The 20,386-nt window shown below is 51.1% G+C and carries 19 protein-coding genes and 1 pseudogene; 11 read left to right on the top strand and 9 right to left on the bottom strand.

Annotated elements, in window-relative coordinates; translation table 11 throughout:
* Positions 1-40: 40 nt before the first annotated feature.
* Positions 41-1,852, top strand: a complete 1,812-nt coding sequence (gene edd, locus SFA31_RS15945) for a phosphogluconate dehydratase (RefSeq protein ID WP_322838873.1) — start codon at positions 41-43, stop codon at positions 1,850-1,852.
* A 50-nt stretch (positions 1,853-1,902) separates the two neighbouring features.
* Complete coding sequence (locus tag SFA31_RS15940; protein ID WP_322838872.1) at positions 1,903-2,544, top strand: bifunctional 4-hydroxy-2-oxoglutarate aldolase/2-dehydro-3-deoxy-phosphogluconate aldolase; 642 nt, start codon at positions 1,903-1,905, stop codon at positions 2,542-2,544.
* 429 nt (positions 2,545-2,973) lie between these two features.
* Here the strand turns inward: SFA31_RS15940 and SFA31_RS15935 are convergent, their stop codons facing one another.
* Together SFA31_RS15935 and SFA31_RS15930 are read right to left on the bottom strand one after the other, a co-directional pair.
* Complete coding sequence (locus tag SFA31_RS15935) at positions 2,974-3,708, bottom strand: carbon-nitrogen hydrolase family protein (RefSeq protein WP_322838871.1); 735 nt, start codon at positions 3,706-3,708, stop codon at positions 2,974-2,976.
* A 128-nt stretch (positions 3,709-3,836) separates the two neighbouring features.
* Positions 3,837-4,067, bottom strand: a complete 231-nt coding sequence (locus tag SFA31_RS15930) for a DNA polymerase III subunit theta (RefSeq protein WP_322838870.1) — start codon at positions 4,065-4,067, stop codon at positions 3,837-3,839.
* Between the two features lie 151 nt (positions 4,068-4,218).
* Here SFA31_RS15930 and copC point away from each other — a divergent pair, with 151 nt between their 5' ends.
* Genes copC through SFA31_RS15915 form a run of 3 tightly spaced genes read left to right on the top strand, consistent with a single transcriptional unit; the run spans position 4,219 to position 5,814 of the window.
* Positions 4,219-4,587 (top strand): copper homeostasis periplasmic binding protein CopC, encoded by a 369-nt coding sequence (copC, locus tag SFA31_RS15925; RefSeq protein WP_322838869.1) that lies wholly within the window; start codon positions 4,219-4,221, stop codon positions 4,585-4,587.
* Between the two features lies 1 nt (position 4,588).
* On the top strand, positions 4,589-5,452 hold the full coding sequence (gene copD / locus SFA31_RS15920; protein WP_322838868.1) for a copper homeostasis membrane protein CopD: 864 nt from the start codon (positions 4,589-4,591) through the stop codon (positions 5,450-5,452).
* A 14-nt stretch (positions 5,453-5,466) separates the two neighbouring features.
* Positions 5,467-5,814 (top strand): YebY family protein, encoded by a 348-nt coding sequence (locus SFA31_RS15915; RefSeq protein WP_322838867.1) that lies wholly within the window; start codon positions 5,467-5,469, stop codon positions 5,812-5,814.
* A gap of 576 nt (positions 5,815-6,390) precedes the next feature.
* Here the strand turns inward: SFA31_RS15915 and ycaC are convergent.
* Together ycaC and SFA31_RS15905 are read right to left on the bottom strand one after the other, a co-directional pair.
* Positions 6,391-7,014 carry an isochorismate family cysteine hydrolase YcaC gene (gene ycaC, locus SFA31_RS15910; RefSeq protein ID WP_322838866.1) on the bottom strand — a complete coding sequence of 208 codons (624 nt, stop codon included), beginning with the start codon at positions 7,012-7,014 and terminating at the stop codon, positions 6,391-6,393.
* 65 nt (positions 7,015-7,079) lie between these two features.
* Complete coding sequence (locus tag SFA31_RS15905) at positions 7,080-7,946, bottom strand: pirin family protein (protein ID WP_322838865.1); 867 nt, start codon at positions 7,944-7,946, stop codon at positions 7,080-7,082.
* A gap of 112 nt (positions 7,947-8,058) precedes the next feature.
* On the opposite strand from SFA31_RS15905, the gene SFA31_RS15900 reads away from it, so the two are divergent.
* Together SFA31_RS15900 and SFA31_RS15895 are read left to right on the top strand one after the other, a co-directional pair.
* Positions 8,059-8,964, top strand: a complete 906-nt coding sequence (locus SFA31_RS15900) for a LysR family transcriptional regulator (protein WP_322839396.1) — start codon at positions 8,059-8,061, stop codon at positions 8,962-8,964.
* 249 nt (positions 8,965-9,213) lie between these two features.
* Positions 9,214-10,038 carry a CPBP family intramembrane glutamic endopeptidase gene (locus SFA31_RS15895; protein ID WP_322838864.1) on the top strand — a complete coding sequence of 275 codons (825 nt, stop codon included), beginning with the start codon at positions 9,214-9,216 and terminating at the stop codon, positions 10,036-10,038.
* 603 nt (positions 10,039-10,641) lie between these two features.
* Here the strand turns inward: SFA31_RS15895 and SFA31_RS15890 are convergent.
* From SFA31_RS15890 to yebS, 5 genes and pseudogenes are all read right to left on the bottom strand, one after another.
* Entirely contained in the window at positions 10,642-10,842 is a 201-nt protein-coding gene (locus tag SFA31_RS15890; protein WP_322838863.1) for a YebW family protein, read from the bottom strand.
* Between the two features lie 102 nt (positions 10,843-10,944).
* Positions 10,945-11,184, bottom strand: coding sequence for a DUF1480 family protein (locus tag SFA31_RS15885; protein ID WP_322838862.1), 240 nt, complete (start codon positions 11,182-11,184; stop codon positions 10,945-10,947).
* Positions 11,185-11,289: 105 nt separating this feature from the next.
* Positions 11,290-12,780, bottom strand: a complete 1,491-nt coding sequence (gene rsmF, locus SFA31_RS15880) for a 16S rRNA (cytosine(1407)-C(5))-methyltransferase RsmF (RefSeq protein WP_416208338.1) — start codon at positions 12,778-12,780, stop codon at positions 11,290-11,292.
* Between the two features lie 36 nt (positions 12,781-12,816).
* Entirely contained in the window at positions 12,817-15,450 is a 2,634-nt protein-coding gene (locus SFA31_RS15875; protein WP_322838860.1) for a PqiB family protein, read from the bottom strand.
* Positions 15,419-16,681, bottom strand: a pseudogene (gene yebS / locus SFA31_RS15870) (membrane integrity lipid transport subunit YebS). Before yebS ends, SFA31_RS15875 begins: the two are co-directional and overlap by 32 nt.
* A 79-nt stretch (positions 16,682-16,760) precedes the next feature.
* Here yebS and SFA31_RS15865 point away from each other — a divergent pair.
* From SFA31_RS15865 to prc, 4 genes are all read left to right on the top strand, one after another.
* The gene (locus SFA31_RS15865; protein ID WP_322838859.1) at positions 16,761-16,916 is read left to right on the top strand and encodes a hypothetical protein; all 156 of its coding nucleotides are present in this window, start codon (positions 16,761-16,763) and stop codon (positions 16,914-16,916) included.
* Positions 16,917-16,966: 50 nt separating this feature from the next.
* Positions 16,967-17,461, top strand: a complete 495-nt coding sequence (locus tag SFA31_RS15860) for a GAF domain-containing protein (RefSeq protein WP_322838858.1) — start codon at positions 16,967-16,969, stop codon at positions 17,459-17,461.
* 108 nt (positions 17,462-17,569) lie between these two features.
* Entirely contained in the window at positions 17,570-18,232 is a 663-nt protein-coding gene (gene proQ / locus SFA31_RS15855) for an RNA chaperone ProQ (protein WP_322838857.1), read from the top strand.
* A gap of 19 nt (positions 18,233-18,251) precedes the next feature.
* On the top strand, positions 18,252-20,303 hold the full coding sequence (gene prc / locus SFA31_RS15850) for a carboxy terminal-processing peptidase (protein WP_322838856.1): 2,052 nt from the start codon (positions 18,252-18,254) through the stop codon (positions 20,301-20,303).
* Positions 20,304-20,386: the final 83 nt, after the last annotated feature.

Below are 20,386 nucleotides of genomic sequence, written 5' to 3'. Positions count from 1 at the left end.
CTGGATTTTTGGCGGGTAGCATAAATTATAAGGAGCTTTTATGAACTCAATATTGTTACGCGTAACAAACCGTATTATTGAACGTTCGCGCGCAACGCGGAAAGCCTACCTGGCAAGAATTGAGGCGGCCAAGGGTAATACCGTACACCGTGCGGAACTGGCCTGCGGCAATTTGGCTCACGGTTTTGCCGCCTGCCAGCAGGAAGATAAAGCGGGGCTGAAAAGCATGCTGCGCAATAATATCGGTATCATTACGGCTTATAACGATATGCTATCTGCGCATCAGCCTTATGAAAACTATCCCGGCTTAATCCGTGAAGCGCTGCATTCAGTTGGCGCAATTGGTCAGGTGGCCGGGGGAGTGCCGGCAATGTGCGACGGCGTGACGCAGGGGCAAGACGGCATGGAGCTATCGCTGCTGAGCCGTGAAGTGATTGCCATGTCTGCGGCCATTGGACTATCTCATAATATGTTTGACGGCGCGCTTTATCTCGGCGTATGCGACAAAATAGTCCCTGGGCTCATGATGGCGGCGCTTTCTTTTGGCCATCTTCCCGCCGTGTTTATTCCATCTGGCCCCATGACCAGCGGATTGCCAAACAAAGAAAAAGTACGTATCCGACAACTTTATGCCGAGGGCAAAGTTGACCGACGGGCGCTACTGGACGCAGAAGCCGCCTCCTATCATGAACCCGGTACCTGTACGTTTTACGGCACTGCGAATACCAATCAAATGGTGATTGAGTTTATGGGAATGCAGCTTCCCGGCTCCTCATTCATACATCCGGGAACCCCGTTACGCGAAGCCTTAACCGCCGCCGCGGCGCGTCAGGTTACCCGTCTAACGGGGAATGGCACAGAATGGATGCCATCCGGTAAGCTGTTTGACGAGAAGGTCGTTGTCAATGGCATGGTGGCTTTACTGGCAACCGGCGGGTCGACGAACCATACGATGCATTTGGTCGCGATGGCGCGGGCGGCCGGCATTGTGATTAATTGGGATGACTTTTCTGAACTGTCAGAGGCAGTGCCGCTATTAGCGCGTCTGTACCCGAACGGACCAGCGGATATCAATTACTTCCAGGCGGCTGGTGGCGTACCGATATTAATGCGCGAACTGCTGCAAGGCGGCCTGTTGCATGAAGACGTGAATACCGTTGTTGGTTTTGGTTTACGGCGTTATACCAAAGAGCCGTGGTTAAATAACGGTGTACTGGACTGGCGCGAAGGCTCAGAAAAATCGCTGGATGAAGACGTTATTGCATCACTGAAGACGCCGTTTTCACCGCATGGGGGAACAAAAGTACTCAGTGGTAATCTGGGGCGTGCAGTGATGAAAACGTCTGCGGTGCCAGTGGAGAACCAGATTATCGAGGCGCCCGCCGTCGTATTTGAAAGCCAGCATGATGTGGTACCTGCGTTCGAAGCCGGTCTGCTCGACCGTGACTGTGTGGTGGTAGTGCGTCATCAAGGACCAAAAGCGAACGGTATGCCGGAATTGCATAAACTGATGCCGCCGCTTGGTGTATTATTGGACCGTTGTTTCAAAATTGCATTAGTTACCGATGGCCGCCTGTCTGGCGCTTCGGGCAAAGTGCCTTCCGCTATTCACGTCACGCCGGAGGCCTATGATAATGGGCTGCTGGCGAAAGTACGCGATGGCGATATTATTCGCGTTAACGGGCAGACCGGAGAGCTGGCGTTACTGGTTGATGACGCTGAACTTGCCGCGCGTGACGCTTATCATCCGGATCTGAGCGCGCAGCGCTCGGGAACGGGGCGAGAGTTGTTCAGCGCGCTGCGTGAAGAACTGTCCGGCGCGGAGCAGGGGGCGACCTGTATTACTTTTTAAATTTCGTCCAGGCGAAATGACGGATATATTGTTACGGGAGAACATCTCTGATGAAAAACTGGAAAACAAGCGCAGAACAGATCCTGAAATCCGGCCCGGTAGTACCGGTTATCGTGGTAAAAAAACTGGAACATGCGGTGCCGATGGCAAAAGCGCTGATCGCTGGTGGAGTCCGAGTGCTGGAGGTGACATTGCGCACCGATTGCGCGCTGGAGGCGATTCGGCTGATCGCTAAAGAGGTGCCTGAAGCTATTGTTGGCGCAGGCACGGTCATTAACCCGCAGCAACTTGCACAAGTGGCCGAAGCGGGGGCACAGTTCGCTATTAGCCCTGGGTTGACTGAACCGCTGCTAAAAGCGGCGGTTGAGGGAAGCATTCCACTGATCCCCGGCATTAGCACCGTGTCAGAGCTGATGACCGGGATGGATTATGGGCTGCGCGAATTTAAGTTTTTCCCTGCGGAGGCTAATGGCGGTGTGAAAGCGCTGCAGGCAATTGCCGGGCCATTCCCGCAGGTTCGCTTCTGCCCGACAGGTGGGATTTCACCTGCCAACTATCGCGACTACCTGGCACTGAGCAGCGTACTGTGCATTGGCGGCTCCTGGCTAGTGCCAGTGGATGCTCTGGAATCCGGGGATTACAGCCGTATTACGCAGTTAGCTAAAGAAGCAGTTGAACGCGCTGAAAATTAATGTCTTTTAAGGGCAGATAACTCTTCGCTGTTGATAACGGAAATGGCGTTTAGCGAGCGATAGGCCAAACGCCATTTTACTTTGTAAAAGCTGTCCGTAAGCTTAGATTCGGTTAGCGAGAAGGCAGTAGAGCGTGCCTTGTAAAACATCATACCCGCAGGCGTCGACCCGCGCCGCCCTCTGAGGCGCTCTATCGCTAACTAAAAAACACGCGCAGTGAGCGTGACGCTGGATACCAATATCCTAATATGAATCGGATTTTATTTGTCCTTATACGACACAATCATTCCGACTTCTGTCTCAGTGAATATAGACCCTTCCCATATCGCGCCAGCCGGCTCCCTGTCTGACATAAGATATTTTAACCAGCCGTTTGCTGATGAGGCCGCGCACTGTGAGTGCGCGGCTAGAGTGACGGGAATGGCTCAGTCAGCGCACAGGTATAACCTCACCCTGCCAACCATTTCGTGAATGACGCCTGCCAATGACCAATAACTCCCCGGCTTCAGCGCGCACTACCAGCTGCCCAAATTCATCCCAGCAGGCGCTTCGCCCGACGCAGCGCGGTGAATCGCTTTCATTAATCTGATTTGCCATTAACACGGGCATATTGTATTTGTGCGCCCAATGTTGCAGATACATAACGTCATTTTGCCAGCTAGTTTCAGAAATGCGATGTCCGGTGACGTACAGATCTGCGCCCAAAAGCGCCGCGCTACGCGGCAGCGATTCATCGTTGCAGGCCGTATGCACTGCCATTGCAAAACTTCGCCCACGCTGACCTAAAACCGAGGTGCCGGGAATGGGGGAGCACCAGTCAGCGTGTGCCCCTCGGGGGCTTAAACAGGAAATACGCTTATTGTCAGGCATAAAACTGAGCGCGCCGGCGGGTTGGCCGCAGGCATCTTTGTGCACCAGCCCGACGACAATAGTCATTGCGTGCTTAACCGCTGCCTGCTGTAGCGGTGCCAGTAGAGGGGAGTGGAGTACATTCTCACAGCATTCCCGCATATCGTCGCCGTGTAATGACGCTTCAGGAAAGATGGGTAAGTCGACGCTCTCGCTGGCAGCACGCTCAATAAAATCGAGGTGGGGAACGATATTGGCACCTATCCCCCCAGAACGAGTGGCGTATTGTGCAGCAGCAATATTCCATAACAACATAACGACGTCCTTCTATCTTACACGTTGTGCGCGCATAAATGCCCAAAGCATGAATGGGTCGCTTTGGTGTGATGGTTTTAAAATGAGGAATTGCTTATTCCTGTCGTCGGTGATGAAACCTGCTGTTGTTATTTTGACTTTGGCTCATAGGGAAGACGAGACAAACTCACGGACACTAGCCGATGCTCGGCGAGCCGTTCCCGAAACCATGACCGCAGCGCTTCTGGTTGTTCTCGCTCAACCGCTTCAGCGACGACGGGCATATTATAGCGTTCTTTGAAAGCAACGCCTGCGGCGGCCAGATCAACATTGATTTTATCCATTTCGTCCTGGGGTAATAATGCAAGATTATGATTCATTCTGGCCTCCGTAATTCAGTAGCAAAACGTTACTGTTTACCATCAAAAATAACAAGTGTTTATGTCATCGAACGCCGTGATATCGCTGGATTTGTACTGTTTGACGGAGTTATGCTTTGTGGGTGATTGATAATAAAAAGGAATGTTTTAGATGAAAATGTGTAAAAAAGCGCTACTTGCTTTTAGCCTGTTTTTGGGGGGAATTCCGAGTGTGGCGCTGGCGCATGCCCATTTAGTAACTCAGCGGCCGGCGGCCGATAGCGTAGTAACCTCGGAAACTGATCGTCTGACATTAATTTTCTCCGAAGGTGTAGAGCGCGCTTTTAGCGGGGTCATTATTACAGGGGCCGGGCAGAAAGAAATTAGTACTGGAGCGTTAATCGTTTCCGGGGAACATCATACGCACGTTCAGGTACCTCTAAAGGCGAAGCTTGCGCCTGGTCAGTATCAGGTTGCCTGGCGCGTGGTGTCCGTGGACGGACATAAAACCCAGGGGCAGTACCACTTCAGTATAAAATAATATGCTCGCGCTGAGTTATGTAGTTCTCAGATTTCTCCATTTTGGTGCATTGATGCTGACCACCGGCGCGGCAGCGAGTGTGATTTTCCTGACGTATGGGCAGTTCGCTAAAGTGATGCAAGGCCGCTTACTCCGTTTTGGCAGGCCCGTTATAGGCATGAGCGCGCTGGCGGCAACCCTGATGCTATTCATTCAGGGGGGGCTTATGGGGCAAGGATGGCCAGATACCATTAACCCTGCAATTTGGCGCGCTGTCGTGGGCACTCACTTTGGGCAAATATGGATATGGCAAATTCTGCTGGCCTGGATATCGGTCGTTATTAGCATTATTTCATTACGCTATTTATCGCTATTGCTACTATGGATTGGCATCGTTCAGATAATACTATTGGCAGATATCGGGCATTCCGGCGCGCACGGTGGAATTTTGGTACTCACGGATATCCTGCACCTTTTGGCCGCTACCTGGTGGATTGGCGGATTACTGCCGCTACTGATCGGTATGCAGATGGCGAATAAGCCACGCTGGCGCCGGGCTGCGGTGCATGCCATGTTACGTTTTTCCCAATATGGCCATTTGGCGGTGGTTATGGTCATTATTGCCGGCATCGCCAACGCGGTATTGATTGCTGGCTGGCCGCCGGCGTGGGGAAGCGGCTATGTGCAGTTGCTTCTCTTTAAGTGTGGACTGGTGGCGTTGATGGTTTTCATCGCGCTGGTTAACCGATATTGGTTGGTCCCGCGCTTCTCTAAATGTGCGGATATGGCTCATCGCTATTTTATTCGAATGACAATACTGGAGTTTGCGCTGGGCATGGGCGCTATTGCATGTGTTAGTCTATTTGCCACGTGGCAACCTTTTTAATAATAGAAAAAGATATGATGAAGATAAGATGCGCGCTGGCGGTACTTTTATTAACTGTCGCAGGGTCTGCGTTCGCGAAGCCGCAGATCATTACCGTTAGCCGATTTGAAATCGGAAAGGATAATTGGCCATTTAACCGGGAAGAAGTGATGTTAGCCTGTCGACCAGGGAATGTGGTGTTTGTGATAAACCCTGCGACGTTAATGCAATATCCTCTTAATGCCGAGGCGGAAAAAGAGGTGGCGTCGGGAAAAACACGCGGTGAACCTATCGTGACAATTCAGGCTGACGATCCGCAGGTTAAAGGGCAGAAAAAGGATCTTCAGCCATTTATGGCGCGCGCGCAGCGGCTGTGCCAGTGACTTTATTGGATTCGATAAATAAATGGCCCCAAATGGGGCTGTTTTTTTATTGCCAACTAAAAACCACGTCCTATGGGCGTCGTCATCAACAGATTTTTGCTCTGCCTTATTGTTTTGGGATTTAAATCTCACCAGACTGGCAGAGACTTTTTTAAGAAATTTGGTATGCCCCACTGGGGCATCAAAGCAATACCGCCTTCTATGAAGGCGGATTTTTATTTATCGTAGCCTTGCAGGCTGGCAAAGCCTGGAGACTCATCTATGCTTATAAGGCAGGGCGATTAGCCTGCATTAATGCCAACTTTTAGCGCACGGCTCTCTCCCAAGAGCCATTTCCCTGGACCGAATACAGGAATCGTATTCGGTCTCTTTTTGTTATTTCTCCGCATATCTGTAACGGTAAGGAATGCAGACTGTTCTGTTACAATAATGTAAACTTTTTATTTTATGTGTCCAGGCATTTTTAACTTCGTCAGGTGAAAACAGATAGCCGCCGCGGCCATTTACTGGAAACAGAAGCTTAAGAGCTATTAACGACGACAAAAGAGCGGGAGTGGGAACCCCCGCCGCTTTCAATCATTCTTTTGTTAGAGCGTCAAAGCTTACCATCAGGTTGCGATAATCAGGAATATGCTTGCTAAACAGCGCGCCCAGGCCTTCGACATCGTTGCGCCAGTCGCGATGTAGTTCACAGGCAACGCCGAACCAGGTCATTAATTGTGCTCCTGCCTGAGTCATACGCTGCCAGGCAGCATTACGCGTAATTTCATTGAATGTGCCAGACGCATCGGTAACCACAAATACCTCATAGCCGGCTTCAATGGCAGAGAGTGCAGGAAAGGCAACGCACACTTCTGTCACTACCCCGGCGATAATAAGCTGCTTTTTCCCGGTTGCTTTTACCGCATTGACAAAATCTTCATTGTCCCAGGCGTTAATATTGCCGGGGCGGGCGATATAAGGCGCCTTCGGGAATTGCGCTTTTAATTCTGGGACCAGCGGGCCGTTAGGGCCGGTTTCAAAGCTGGTAGTCAGAATCGTGGGTAATTTAAAATATTCGGCTAAATCAGCCAGTGCCAGCACATTATTTTTGAATTTATCCGGATCGATGTCGCGCACCAGAGACAGCAGGCCCGTTTGATGATCGACCATTAATACTGCGGCATCATTTTTATCAAGGCGAACATAAGGTTTACTCATAGCGTATTTCTCCAGCCAGATGTGATTCAAGGTGAGTGTCGGTCACCGGCGGTGACCGACGTTTTTTAGACCGGCATGATGCCAAAGCGTCCCTGAGTGACATCATCAATTGCCTGTTCAATTTCCCGTTGGCTATTCATCACGAACGGGCCGTGACCGACAATAGGCTCATCGATAGGCTCACCGTTGAGCAGTAATACAATGGCCTCATTGTTTGCTTCCAGCGATAAGGCTTCCGCGCTGTTATCCAGAATGGCCAGCTGGCTTTCACGTATTACGGTCTCTTCGTTAAGCAACAGCGTTCCTTTCACAACAACCAGCGCGGTGGTCCAGCCTTGTGGCAAAGTAAAGGTGGTTTTACCTCCTTGCGCCAGTCGAATATCCCAAATATTCATCGGCGTATAAGTATGAGCCGGGCCAGAGTGGCCTTCACAGGTACCGGCAATAATCCGGATTTTCCCCGCCGCGTCGGGGAGCAAAATGTCCGGTATATCGCCGTTGGTAATGCTTTGGTAATTGGGCGGTGCCAGTTTATTTTTAGCCGGCAGGTTTACCCATAGCTGTATCATTTCCAGTTCACCGCCTGTTTGCGTGAACGCCGGCGAATGAAACTCTTCATGTAAAATACCGGCGCCAGCGGTCATCCACTGCACATCGCCGGGGCCGATTACGCCACCGCGCCCCGTCGAATCACGATGAGCGACTTCACCTTTATAAACAATAGTGACCGTTTCAAAACCGCGGTGCGGGTGCTGTCCAACACCACGCGGGGTCTGTGCCGGCTCAAACTGCGCTGGCCCCGCGTAATCCAGCAGTAAAAAAGGGCTCAATTGTTTACCCTGATTATGGTACGAAAACAGTGAACGTACCGGGAAACCGTTGCCTACCCAATGCGCTCGCGGCGCGTCATAGAGGCCGAGAATTTTTTTCATTGATTTGCTCCTTCGTATTTCTTTCTGTCATTAACGATAAAACAGGAACTATGAGCACATAAGATGGCTAAAATAGATAACAGTGTTCTATTTATGAGACAACAAAGTAATGATGCCTGATTTCAATGATCTGTACTTTTTTGTGAATGTGGTCGACCACGGCGGTTTTGCCCCCGCAGGGCGGGCGCTTGGCCTGCCAAAGTCAAAATTAAGTCGTCGCATTGCCGCACTTGAAGAGCGATTAAAAACCCAATTGATTCAGCGAACCACCCGGCGCTTTTATGTGACTGAAATTGGCCAGCAATACTATGAGCACTGCAAAGCGATGATAATTGAGGCTCAGGCGGCGCAGGATGTTATTGATAAGATGCGCGCGGTGCCGCAGGGGGTTATCCGTCTGTCCTGCCCGATTGCGCTATTACATTTGTACGCAGGCGAAATGCTGGCGGATTTTATGGCGCGTTATCCTCAAATCACTGTTCATCTGGAAGCAACTAACCGCCGCGTGGATATTGTGGGGGAGGGGCTGGATATTGCTATTCGGGTGAGGCCAGCACCTCTTCAGGACAGCAGCCTTATTATGCGCGTATTAGCGGAGCGTAAACAGTGCCTGGTGGCCAGCCCGGCATTAATAAAACAGTACGGTTTTCCGGAACACCCCGATGCGCTCGGTGCGTTGCCTGCAATGGGCAATAGCGACGGAGAGGGTAGTTATCACTGGTTACTTTATGGGCCCGATGATGAAGCGATGACGGTGACCTATCAACCGCGTTTTGTCACTTCGGATATGATTGCGCTATGCGAAGCTGCTACCGCTGGCGTAGGCGTGGTGCAGCTTCCTGCGCCAATGATAGCCGGTCATCTGGCGACAGGGAGATTAATCAGGATAGTTCCCGAATGGGCGCCACGGGTGGAAATAATTCATGCCGTATTTTCAAGCCGGCGGGGGTTGTTGCCTTCGGTACGCAAGCTAATTGATTATTTAGCGCAGCGTTTCGCCACTATATTTACAGAATAAACGATGCCGTCAGCCCCGTATAAGTGCGTGCCAGGAACATAACGTTTTATGGCGCGCGCAGATTTCTGATTTTAGAGATTAGGGTTTTCGGCGCTGGTATAAATAACCGTATGTCATCCATTATTTATAATCCTTGCATACGTTATCATTCCAGCGAAATATAATGTTTATTAACGTTATCTCGGCTGGTTGCTTATTGTCTGGAATGCTATGTTATTGCCATTTTGGGACACAGGAAAAGGTCAAATAATGTGGGTATTACTGGCTATATCATTATTATCGTTGCGCTTTAACCGGCTTATTGCTGTATTAATATTAGCCTGCAGTTGCGTATGGGGTTATATCAACGATGTTATCCAGCCTGTGGGCGCGGGGTTTATCATCGCTCTCGCCGCGCTGGCGCTAGTATCCACGCGTCTACAGCGCCGGCCGACGCTACGCATTGCCGTGGAGATTATCGCTTTGCTGGCGGCAGTGGCGTTAACAATGCATTGGATCCCTGGCTTTAATAACCCTCGCATCGTGGAAAATAGCGTACTGGGCCCGCGTAGCATTCCTTTTGGTTTTAGTTTTAATTTTGATAAGGCGCTGGTGCCGTTTATATTAATGATTGCACTACCGTCGCTGTTTGTCAGTGCGCCACCGGTAAGGGTTGCACGCTGGTGTTGGGGAGCGTTAATACTGTGCGTACCCGGCATTTTATTGATAGCCATGGGGGCCGGCGGGCTAAAACTGGAGCTGCACTGGCCGACATGGCTGCCGGCATTTGTTCTGGCTAACCTATTTTTTGTCTCGCTGGCGGAAGAGGCTTTATTTCGCGGGTATTTACAACAGCGTTTATCATTGATGATGCCGCCCGTCGTCGCTTTATGTCTGACTAGCATACTGTTTGGTGCACTGCATGCGGCTGGTGGGCCATTACTGATGCTATTCGCCGGGATTAGCGGGCTAGTGTATGGTTTGGCCTGGATGTGGAGCGGCAGGCTATGGGTGAGTACGCTGTTTCATTTTGGGTTAAATATGTGCCATTTATTACTTTTTACCTATCCTGCGCTGCGACATGCCATCAGTTAGGCGCCTGAAGTCTACGCGGCGGCTGGCAGATAACAAGCTGGCCGCTTAGCAGTGCGCCCTCAACGATAAATTTTTTATACCGAAAAGTATCTGTGTCATGAATGCGGTGCGGCGTTAATCACTGCCTTTTCTTAGGTGCGTATCCCGGCGCATAAACAGGGATATAGGGGATTAATATCTGCGCGTATAGCTCAGCACATAAAATAAAGCCTCACGCCTAAGGTGCTATTCCAGAAAACCTGAGCGACAGAAAGGCCAGACATTAAACAGCGGAAGTTTTTTTGAATACTCTCCGTATTACAGGTAGCGTTGAGCTATAGGCTAATATTTTCCTTTGGCGATGAGCTAATAATCGGCGGAGGTTTAATATTCGCGATTATACCGAGCGTAGTTATTGGCCGGTAGCTACATAAACAAAACCTATCCAGGAAAAGTAAAGCCGCTAATAATAAGCTGAAAAATAAATAACCGCCTTAATTAAAATATTACGGCCTGACCTATCGGTAAAACGGCGGGAATAGGTGCATCTCGGCGCTTGAAATAGTACTAAAATTAACCACCACTTTTTGAGTCACGCTATTTGTTTCAACCGATGCAGTGAATCTAGCGCCGCCAAATATCACTGTATTGCTGTGCAGGTTGCCAGAACCCACCAAAGGATTTATCCACTGGATAACACCCCCCATGCCGCATACGCTGATCGGCCATAGCGTTCAGGCACTGCTGCTCTGTGTTGTAAACATCGACGACCTTATCGTCACAGCCGCTGTGAAGATAACAAACAAATAATACCAGCGCGAACATGCCGCCCTCTGCCAAATCCATTGTGTGGCTAAGTGTAGGTGAGAATGGCGTTTTGTGTGGGAGAGATATAAAAATACCCGCCTGTTCGACGGGTATTATGGATTAAGCAAAGCGCATAATCCAGGCATCGGTATGGCTGTCATAGTGAGTGCGATAAAGGACGGAATGTTCACCATTTAGAAGCGCGGGAACGCTCGTTTCAGCATCCCATGCGTCCAGTTGCATGCATAAGTCCGGATCGGATTTGCATGGAATACTTAAGATTCTGGCTCCGGGTGGTTCCTGGATTAATTCGGCATCGTCAATTTCAAAGTTGCCGATTCTGACGCTGGTTTTCGTCATAACGTGCTCCGTGATTTGCAGTGATGGCCTGGTATGACCAGTAAAGGGCATACCTTATTTAGCCTAGACGAGCCCGTCGAAATTACCAGTCAGACAATGATGAATTTATTCGTCGGCAGTTTGTATAAGCAACCTGCCATCGCGAACCAGTTCCCGGGGATAATTATTCTTTAGGCGAGTACCTACCTTTTTTGCGATGCCCAGGATAGCGCCATTGTAGCTGAGTAAGGCTTCGCCCTCGGGTACAGGGCTGTCAGGGTAGATATCACGTCCACGGAACCATTCTTCGGCCTGCTCTGCGCTAAGCGCAATAGTGCCAGGCGCGCTGGTATCGCCAAGCGCAATAGCGGCCTCATGCTGCCAGCGATAGCCTTTGTTATGCTGCGTCGCTAAGTGAATACCGATGCGCGAAAAGCGAATCTTGCCCAGTAGTGGAGTAATGGTCTGTGGAAAAAGCCAGAGTTCCTTATCCCTCTGCCAAAGCGTTAGCGCAGAATCCCAGACAAGCCCTGCGCTTTTAGCGGCCTGCTCAACAAGGCGAGCGTCACGCTCGCGCAGCGGGGAGAATGGGAATGCGCCCATTCTGTAACGCGGCGGCTCCGGGGGCGGAACGGAGGCCGTTTTGCGAAATCTGGCGACAAAGAACCCTTCGCAGTCATAGTAATGAGGGAAAATATGTAGGAAACCTTCAGGCGTTAGCGCTTTGTTCGCCTCCGGAAATAAATCCTCCAGCGATTCAATTTCTATCGCCTGGGGGTATCGCTCAATCAGCCAGCGGCAAACCTGCTGATTTTCAAGCATATTTAACGTGCAGGTTGAATAGATTAATACGCCGCCTGGGCAAAGCGCATGAAAGGCGCTCTCAATCAGTTCGCGCTGCGTCTCTGCAATACTCTGATTACTGTCAACGGACCAGTTGCGTAAGGCATTGGGATCTTTACGCACGACGCCTTCGCCGGAGCAGGGAGCATCCAGCAGAATACTATCGAAACTTTCAGGGGCGGCGGCGCCAAATACGCGGCCATCAAAGTGCGTGAGCGCGACATTAGCGACTCCGCAGCGGCTTAAGTTTGCGTGTAACGCTTTTAAGCGGCTGGAAGAGAGTTCATTGGCTAAAATAGCGCCGCGATTATGCATGTTTGCCGCAATCTGCGTCGTTTTCGAGCCGGGGGCTGCGGCAACGTCCATCACACGCTGAGGGGCGTTTCCTCTGGAGAACAGCGCGCTCACTGGCAGCATCGAGCTGGCTTCCTGAATGTAGAATAATCCACACAGATGCTCAGCAACGCTGCCGGGTGGAGCGATATTTTCATCAATGGATTCAACCCAGAAACCTTCGGGGCACCAGGGAATTGGCGTTAGCTGCCAGCCTAAGGGCGCGATGCGAATTAAGAAATCTGCCACGCTGATTTTCAGCGTGTTGACGCGCAGGCTGCGTCTTAATGGCCGCTGGCAGGCAGCAATAAAATCGTTGAATCCGGCGGTGTCCGGAATGGCAGAGCGCATAGCGCTAAGAAATGCGTCGGGGAAAAATACAGCGGAGGTGGTGGCCACGAGTCGTCGGTCTCTGCAAATTAAGAGCGCGCAGTGTAGCATAAACGCCCCGGGTCGGTCGCCGGGGCGTTTATCGCGTCAGTGCGGCAGGGCGGTTCCCCATTCGCGCCACTCTTTGGGTTCATTATCGAGCAGCAGGAAGTGTTTACCCGGCTGCGCATTGGGCGCTAAAGGTGTGCCGGGCGGTGTGGCAAAAGCGATACCGCCGCGAATAAACTGGTTGAATGTACCGGTTTTCACCACGCCGCCTACCAGACCGAAGTCAAGGCTGTAGCCTGAGGCCAGCCAGAATACGGAGTTATTGCGCACCAGATGCTGGTAGCGCTTACTGATGCGCAGGCCAATCATGACCCGATCGGATAAATTGCCGAGATGCATGCCGGTTACTGTGCCCACTTCAATGCCGCGGAATAGCACCGGAGTGCCGATATTGAGCGAGCCGGCATCCGGCACTTCAACGATAATGCTTAGCCCGTCGAGATAGCGGGAGTCGGTAATTGTCGCCTCTTGCAATTCAAAACTGCGCAGCGGTTTCCCTCGTCCAGGTTCAACGTTGATGTAAGGCTGCAGCAGGCTATCAAGATGTTCGACTCCGCCGGCGGAAATTTGCGGGCTAATTACTGAGAAGCGGGTGCCGGCGCGGGAAAACGTATTGACATACTGCGGATATAATACGGCTTTAGCCTGCACTTCGTTGCGTTCCGTTATAAGCTGCAGTGACTCAAGCTGACCAATATCGATGCCTAAATAACGGATAGGCATACCCGGTGCCAGCTTATCCGCATCGAAGGCGTGGAGCGTTATTTGACTGCCGACGGCGCGGGCAGACGTCTCTGATGGATAGAGCATCCGCTTACCGCCTTTAGCCACGTTAGCAGCAGCGCCGGAAAGATTATCGAAGCTAATCGCGCCTTTCAGCGCCCGGGAAAGCGGCGATGCCTGGACTGTAAGCCCGCTGCCGTTAAGCTGCACACGTGCGCCGCCTTCCGCCCAGAATACGCTGTCTTGAGATAAGAGATGGCGATATTGCGGTTTTACATAAACTTCAATATCAAACGCGCTGGTACGTGGTCGAATAGCGATAACTTCGCCGACCTCGAATTTTCGGTACAGAACAACGGAGCCAGCCTGAACATCGGGTAAACTTTGCGCCGTCAACGTTAGTGTAGGGATAGGCACATCGCCCTGGCTATTCTCAATGGCCTTTTCGATATTGGCATATAAGGGATAACTGGTTTTGGCTCCCCCGCTTTTCCCGGGAATAACTCGAATACCGCCGTTAACCCACTCGCTCGCGCTGGCGGCTAAAAACTCAACGCCATCGAACCCCATTTTTACGTCAATGCGGCTATTCACCACAAACTTACTGTCTGCTTTGATGAGTGCCCGATACTGTGGGTCGATGGCGATAGAAAATGTAACGCCGCGCTGGGTGAGTTTGCGCTCAATGACTTGCCCAATCTGGACGCCGTGCAGGCTTACCGGTTGCCCGCCTTCAACCCCAAAACTATCGGGAGCGGTAAGCGTCAGCGTGAGCACATCCGGGCGCTGTAATGGCGTTTTATTCGCGGCCGCAACGACAAAATGGTGCTGCGGCTCACCGGTTCCCGGCACCAGTTCCAGCGTGCTTCCGGTAAGCAGGCGACTTAGCTGAGGATTATCCAGCGCGAGACGCGGATTTTTTAGTTCAATGCGCGTGCCGGTGCGCATAAGCGATACCACGCTGGGATCGACCGTGAGTTCACCCGTGACCGCACCGCCATCATTAAGCGTAATTTTGGTCAGCGTTCCGACTTCAAGCCCTTGATACATTAGCCGCGTAGAGTCTGCCTTAAGGCCATTGCCGTCAGGAAGTTCCAGTGTCACCAGCACGCCGCGCTGGCTATGGGCTAAATCTTCATAGAGCGAATAGGTCTCATCCTGTTTTGCAGCCGGTGCATCGTCCGGTGAGTCGAAGGCGATAGCGCCATTGACCAGCGCGGCTAAACTTTCCAGCTGTACTTTGGCCCCGCCCAGCCCGACATCGGCCTTCATCCCTGATACATTCCAGAAGCGGCTGCTTTTTTTCACAAGAGTGGCAAAACGCCGGTCAATAAGTACATCGATTGTCACGCCCTGTTTATTATTATTTATCGTGTAATCGTAGACATGACCAACCGGTATTTTGCGAAAGTAAACCTGAGAACCGCTATTGAGCGATCCGAGATCGGGCGCATTCAAATGCACCATGAGTTCGCCGCTGTTAATGCGATATTTGGGCTGGGTGTCCAGTGCGGAAAAATGATCCTGAGGTTTACCTTTGCCTGGCATCATTCCAATATAGTTGCCGCCAACCAGCGCATCCAGCCCGGAAACCCCGGCCAGAGATGCTTTTGGGGTAACCAGCCAAAACTGTGTCTCTTCGCGCAGCGCATCTTTCATATCGCTTTTAATACTGACTTTGACTTCGATTTTCCGAAGATCTTCGCTTGGCGTTACGCTCTGGACTGTACCCACCTCGACCCCCTGATAGCGAACTGGCGTGCGGCCCGGCACGATGCCGTCGGCGGAAGTGAAATCGATTCTGATAGTTGAACCGTGTTCCTGCCATGTATTCCAGATAAGCCATAGCGCAATGAGTAGCGCAATAACCGGTAGCAGCCAGAAGGGTGAAATACGGCGTTTTGTTTTAACCTTGGCCTCAGTCGGTGAAGCGTGCATTTCCTGACTCATGTGCGTCCCAAAGTAAGCGGCTGTCCAGCCATTCCACGGCAAGGATAGTCAAAATAACCGCTGCGCCGAAATAAAATGCAGCGGGACCCATAGTAAAAGCTAGCAGTTGATCGCGGTTAACCAGCGTCATAGTGAGTGAGATAACAAAGAGATCGAGCATAGACCAGCGGCCAATCCAGGTGACAAAACGCAGCAGTAATATGCGCGTCTTTAAGCCTTGCTCACATTTAAAGTGAATGCTTAATAGCAGTGTAATCATCACAATAACTTTGGTAAAAGGCACCAAAATACTGGCGATGAATACCACGCCGGCCACGGCAATGTTGCTGGAAGCGAGCGATATTATCCCGGAAAGTATTGTGTCTTCCTGACGTGCGCCGTTAACGTAAATAACTGAAATTGGAAGGAGATTTGCCGGCAGTAACAGAATGAGTGAGGCAATCAGCGCCGCCCAGCTTTTCTGCAAGCTTTGCGGGCGCCGGAAATAGAGCGGGGTGTGGCAACGCGGGCAGCGCCCGTGTTTATCCGCGAGCCCGGTAAAATGGCATCCCAGACAAACGCGCAGCGCCTCGGCGTGATGACGCGCAGCGCGCTGGGGATAGAACCGCTCCCACAGTTCATCAACGTTCAGATGGATTAAAGTCAGAATACTTAACAGCGTCAGTAGGATGAAAGCATATAAGCCAATGCCGGGCTGGAGCCAGGCGTATTCTTTGACTTTAATAGACGCCACGCCGATGCCGATTAGGTAGATATCCAGCATAACCCACTCTTTTAAGCGGTGCAGCATGAGTAATACCGGGCGCAGGTTAGCGCCCAGTGCGCCGCCCAGCCAAAGCCAGAGAATCGCAACCACCAGCGTAACAGGCGCGCCGGCCGCACAAAAAAGTACCATAGCGGCGGTAATAGGATCGCCCTGACGCGCCATTTGCCAAATTCCTTGCAGCATTGAGGCTTCGATATGGCTACCAAGAAGCCAAAAATGCAAAACCGGCTCGTTCTAGGCGATCGGCATAAGTATCAACATCATTACCGCCATTACGCCGAGGCGGGTTAACGACCAGTCGCGCCCGTTGTGGACTTTGGCGTGGCAGCGGGGACAAAACGCATTCTGATTCGATTTCACCGTCGGTAACAGAAAAAGAGTGTCGCATTCCTGGCAGCGCTGATACCGTGCCCGAGGTAGGCTGTTGCCGATAGTGTGGATAATTAAAGGCTGGCCTGTTGGCATGCCTTTGGGTTTCAGTGCCATAGTCGCCTTAAAGGCCAATCCCGTTAGTCTGTTTTTATGTGTTTGCTGGATTCAGAGTATGGGTCATCGTACCGCGTTTGCTCCGAATACTTGTTGCCGTCCGTGTCCACACTGCCAGCAACAATTACGTCTGCCGGGAGAGGCTCTTGATATGATTATTTGGTTAATGAATATTAACTCAGTAAATCTGTCGCTTGAGCATGACAGCATTTAATGTTTATTTAAACTGTTACTGTATTAAAGATAAAAAGACGGATTGTTTTCATGAGTGTAAGTAAAACGCAGTTCTATGCGGAGTTAACGCGGGATTTTCAGGCATTAATGGCGGGTGAAACCAGTTTTTTGGCTATGCTGGCTAATACCAGTGCGCTACTGTTTTCCCGGTTGGATGACGTTAACTGGGCCGGTTTTTATTTGATTGACGGCGATACGCTAGTATTAGGGCCATTTCAGGGGAACATTGCCTGTGTGCGTATTCCCGTTGGCAAAGGCGTGTGCGGGGCAGCCGCCGCCAGCGCTAAAATTCAGCGCGTCGGCGATGTACATACTTTCGATGGCCATATTGCCTGTGATGCAGCCAGTAATGCAGAAATTGTGCTGCCACTACGAGTTGGAAATCAGATAATTGGCGTATTGGACATCGATAGTACCCGTTACGATCGCTTTGATTCGCAGGATGAGTCCGGGCTTAGCGCGCTGGCTGAGGCTCTTCAGGAGGCGATTGTTGCGACCGATTTCAAAAAAATTCTTGCGCCTTGATGCATAAGAAACAACGGTTAACGTAGCATTTGCTGAATGCGTCATTATAATGACGCCTGTTCATGCCTGCGGCCTGGCCGGCAAAGTCCGTTGTAATCAGGAAATTTCATGGAAAATCAACCTAAGTTGAATAGCAGTAAAGAAGTTATCGCTTTTCTTGCCGAACGCTTCCCCCAGTGTTTTAGTGCAGAAGGTGAGGCGCGCCCGCTCAAGATTGGTATCTTTCAGGATCTTGTCGCGCGCGTAGATGGGGAAATGAGCCTCAGTAAAACACAGCTGCGCTCTGCGCTGCGTTCGTATACGTCTAGCTGGCGCTACCTGTATGGTATTAAGCCCGGTGCGACTCGCGTTGATTTAGATGGCAACGCCTGCGGTGAGTTGGAAGAGCAGCACGTTGAGCATGCTCGCAAACAGCTTGAAGAGGCGAAAGCGCGGGTACAGGCGCAGCGCCAGGCGAAAAAACGCGCTTCCGCTGAATCGGCTGGTGGAGAAGAGGCGCCGCGCCGCGAGCGTAAAGCGCGTCCCGCACCGCGTCGCAAGCCTGATGGCGACCGCAAACCGCGCGCGGCTAAACCCACAGCTGCCCGTCAGGAAAGTGAGCATAAGCCAGTAACGGATGTCTCGCAGCTTAAAACAGGCCAGACTGTCAAAGTCAAAGCGGGTAACAATGCAATGAGCGCCGTTGTTCAGGAAATTACCAAAGACGGCGTCCGCGTGCAGTTGGCTTCCGGTATGTCAATGAGTGTACGCGCAGAACATCTGTTGTTCTGAAACGGAGGTCAACCAGGGCATGAACGCTTTTTGTAAACTTACCGCAGTGGCGGCAGCGCTTTTTCTGGCTGTAAGCAGTGCGCAGGCTACTGACGTGATAACGCGCGCCGATCTGCTTCCTGTATTAAAGGAAGAGCCTCAGCATCCCACCGTGAGCGAGCGCGTAACGTCTCGTTTTACTCGCTCTCATTATCGTCAGTTCAGTCTCGATAAAGCTTTCTCCGCTAAAATCTTTGATCGTTATTTGAATCTGCTGGATTACAGTCACAATATTTTACTGGCGTCCGACGTTGAGCAGTTCGCCAGTAAAAAGAATGAGGTGGGTGATGAACTGCGCAGTGGCCGGTTAGACATCTTTTACGAGATGTTTAACTTGGCGCAAAAGCGTCGCTTTGAGCGTTACACCTACGCGCTGCAGACTTTAGAGCATCCCGTGAATTTTAATGGCCAGGATACGTTTAATCTTGACAGAAGCAAGGCGCCCTGGCCGGAAAACGCGGCGGCTTTGAATACGCTATGGGACGCAAAAGTTAAATATGATCGGTTAAGCCTGAAGCTTGCAGGTAAATCGGATAAAGAGATTCATGACACGCTCACTCGTCGCTATAAGTCCGCGATACGACGCCTTGCTCAGACCAAAAGCGAGGATGTGTTTTCGCTGGCGATGACGGCCTTTGCGCATGAGATAGACCCCCATACGAACTATTTATCGCCCCGTAATACCGAGCAGTTTAATACTGAAATGAGCCTGTCGCTTGAGGGGATTGGCGCCGTATTACAGATGGATGATGATTATACCGTAATCAACTCCCTGGTTGCGGGCGGCCCGGCGGGAAAGAGTAAGGCTATTTCCGTCGGCGATCGCATTGTTGGCGTCGGTGAACCGGGTAAACCTGTTCAGGATGTCATCGGCATGCGCCTGGATGATGTCGTCGCCCTGATCAAAGGACCGAAAGGTAGCAAGGTGCGCCTTGAAATTCTGCCTGCCGGTAAAGGAACAAAAACGCGTTTTGTGAGTTTAACGCGCGAGCGCATTCGTCTCGAAGATCGTGCTGTAAAAATGTCGGTTAAGACCCTCGGTAAAGAAAAAGTGGGGATACTTGATATTCCTGGTTTTTATGTAGGCTTGACCGATGATGTGAAAGCACAGCTACAGAAGCTGTCACGCCAGCATGTCAGTAGCATTATCATTGATTTGCGTACCAATGGCGGCGGGGCACTCACCGAAGCCGTTTCGCTCTCCGGTTTGTTTATCCCCGGTGGCCCGATAGTTCAGGTACGGGATAACAATGGTAAGGTACGCTCTGACAGCGATACGGATGGCGTTGTGTATTACAACGGCCCGCTCGTGGTATTGGTCGATCGTTTTAGCGCTTCAGCATCGGAAATTTTTGCTGCGGCAATGCAGGATTATGGTCGGGCGCTGATAGTAGGTGAGCCTACCTTTGGTAAAGGTACGGTACAGCAATACCGTTCGTTAAATAGAATCTATGACCAGATGCTGCGTCCTGAATGGCCGGCGTTAGGTTCGGTGCAATACACCATACAGAAGTTCTATCGCATCAACGGTGGCAGTACGCAGCGTAAGGGCGTGACGCCTGATATCCTGATGCCGACAGGCAGCGAAGAAACGGAGACCGGTGAAAAATTCGAGGACAACGCGCTGCCCTGGGATAGCATTAAGCCGGCCAGTTGGGTGAAAGCAGGGGATCTGAATGCTTTTGAGCCTGATTTATTGCGTTTGCATCAGCAGCGTATTGCGAAAGATCCCGAATTTCAGTACATCATGAAAGACATTGCGCGCTATAACGCGATGAAGGCTAAGCGGGATATCGTTTCGCTCAATTATGCGCAGCGTGAAAAGGATAATGATGAAGAGGATGCGCTTCGATTGCAGCGTATTAATGAACGACTGAAGCGTGCCGGAAAACCCGCCCTGAAAAAACTGGATGATGTTCCCAAAAATTATCAGGAACCGGATCCGTATTTAGACGAAACGGTGCATATAGCAAGCGATTTGGCCCGTCTTGAAAAAAAACGGCCGGCTGAAAACCCTGCTCCGTTAAAGTAGGGTAATTCCGACAAAAAAGGCACAAGGAATTGTGCCTTTTTCTATTTAGCTTTGCCACTGAAGTCAGGATGTCAGTTATAGAT

Source organism: Erwinia sp. HR93, assembly GCF_034555055.1.
Classification (GTDB): Bacteria; Pseudomonadota; Gammaproteobacteria; order Enterobacterales; family Enterobacteriaceae; genus Apirhabdus; species Apirhabdus apintestini.
The sequence above is the reverse complement of the archived record's forward strand: the minus strand, read 5'-3'. Positions and strand labels throughout refer to the sequence as shown.

Coding starts and splice junctions, on each gene's coding strand:
- edd (WP_322838873.1), top strand. CDS start 41: ATGAACTCAATATTGTTACGCGTAACAAACCGTATTATTGAACGTTCG.
- SFA31_RS15940 (WP_322838872.1), top strand. CDS start 1,903: ATGAAAAACTGGAAAACAAGCGCAGAACAGATCCTGAAATCCGGCCCG.
- SFA31_RS15935 (WP_322838871.1), bottom strand. CDS start 3,708: ATGTTGTTATGGAATATTGCTGCTGCACAATACGCCACTCGTTCTGGG.
- SFA31_RS15930 (WP_322838870.1), bottom strand. CDS start 4,067: ATGAATCATAATCTTGCATTATTACCCCAGGACGAAATGGATAAAATC.
- copC (WP_322838869.1), top strand. CDS start 4,219: ATGAAAATGTGTAAAAAAGCGCTACTTGCTTTTAGCCTGTTTTTGGGG.
- copD (WP_322838868.1), top strand. CDS start 4,589: ATGCTCGCGCTGAGTTATGTAGTTCTCAGATTTCTCCATTTTGGTGCA.
- SFA31_RS15915 (WP_322838867.1), top strand. CDS start 5,467: ATGATGAAGATAAGATGCGCGCTGGCGGTACTTTTATTAACTGTCGCA.
- ycaC (WP_322838866.1), bottom strand. CDS start 7,014: ATGAGTAAACCTTATGTTCGCCTTGATAAAAATGATGCCGCAGTATTA.
- SFA31_RS15905 (WP_322838865.1), bottom strand. CDS start 7,946: ATGAAAAAAATTCTCGGCCTCTATGACGCGCCGCGAGCGCATTGGGTA.
- SFA31_RS15900 (WP_322839396.1), top strand. CDS start 8,059: ATGCCTGATTTCAATGATCTGTACTTTTTTGTGAATGTGGTCGACCAC.
- SFA31_RS15895 (WP_322838864.1), top strand. CDS start 9,214: ATGTGGGTATTACTGGCTATATCATTATTATCGTTGCGCTTTAACCGG.
- SFA31_RS15890 (WP_322838863.1), bottom strand. CDS start 10,842: ATGTTCGCGCTGGTATTATTTGTTTGTTATCTTCACAGCGGCTGTGAC.
- SFA31_RS15885 (WP_322838862.1), bottom strand. CDS start 11,184: ATGACGAAAACCAGCGTCAGAATCGGCAACTTTGAAATTGACGATGCC.
- rsmF (WP_416208338.1), bottom strand. CDS start 12,780: ATGCTACACTGCGCGCTCTTAATTTGCAGAGACCGACGACTCGTGGCC.
- SFA31_RS15875 (WP_322838860.1), bottom strand. CDS start 15,450: ATGAGTCAGGAAATGCACGCTTCACCGACTGAGGCCAAGGTTAAAACA.
- SFA31_RS15865 (WP_322838859.1), top strand. CDS start 16,761: ATGGGTCATCGTACCGCGTTTGCTCCGAATACTTGTTGCCGTCCGTGT.
- SFA31_RS15860 (WP_322838858.1), top strand. CDS start 16,967: ATGAGTGTAAGTAAAACGCAGTTCTATGCGGAGTTAACGCGGGATTTT.
- proQ (WP_322838857.1), top strand. CDS start 17,570: ATGGAAAATCAACCTAAGTTGAATAGCAGTAAAGAAGTTATCGCTTTT.
- prc (WP_322838856.1), top strand. CDS start 18,252: ATGAACGCTTTTTGTAAACTTACCGCAGTGGCGGCAGCGCTTTTTCTG.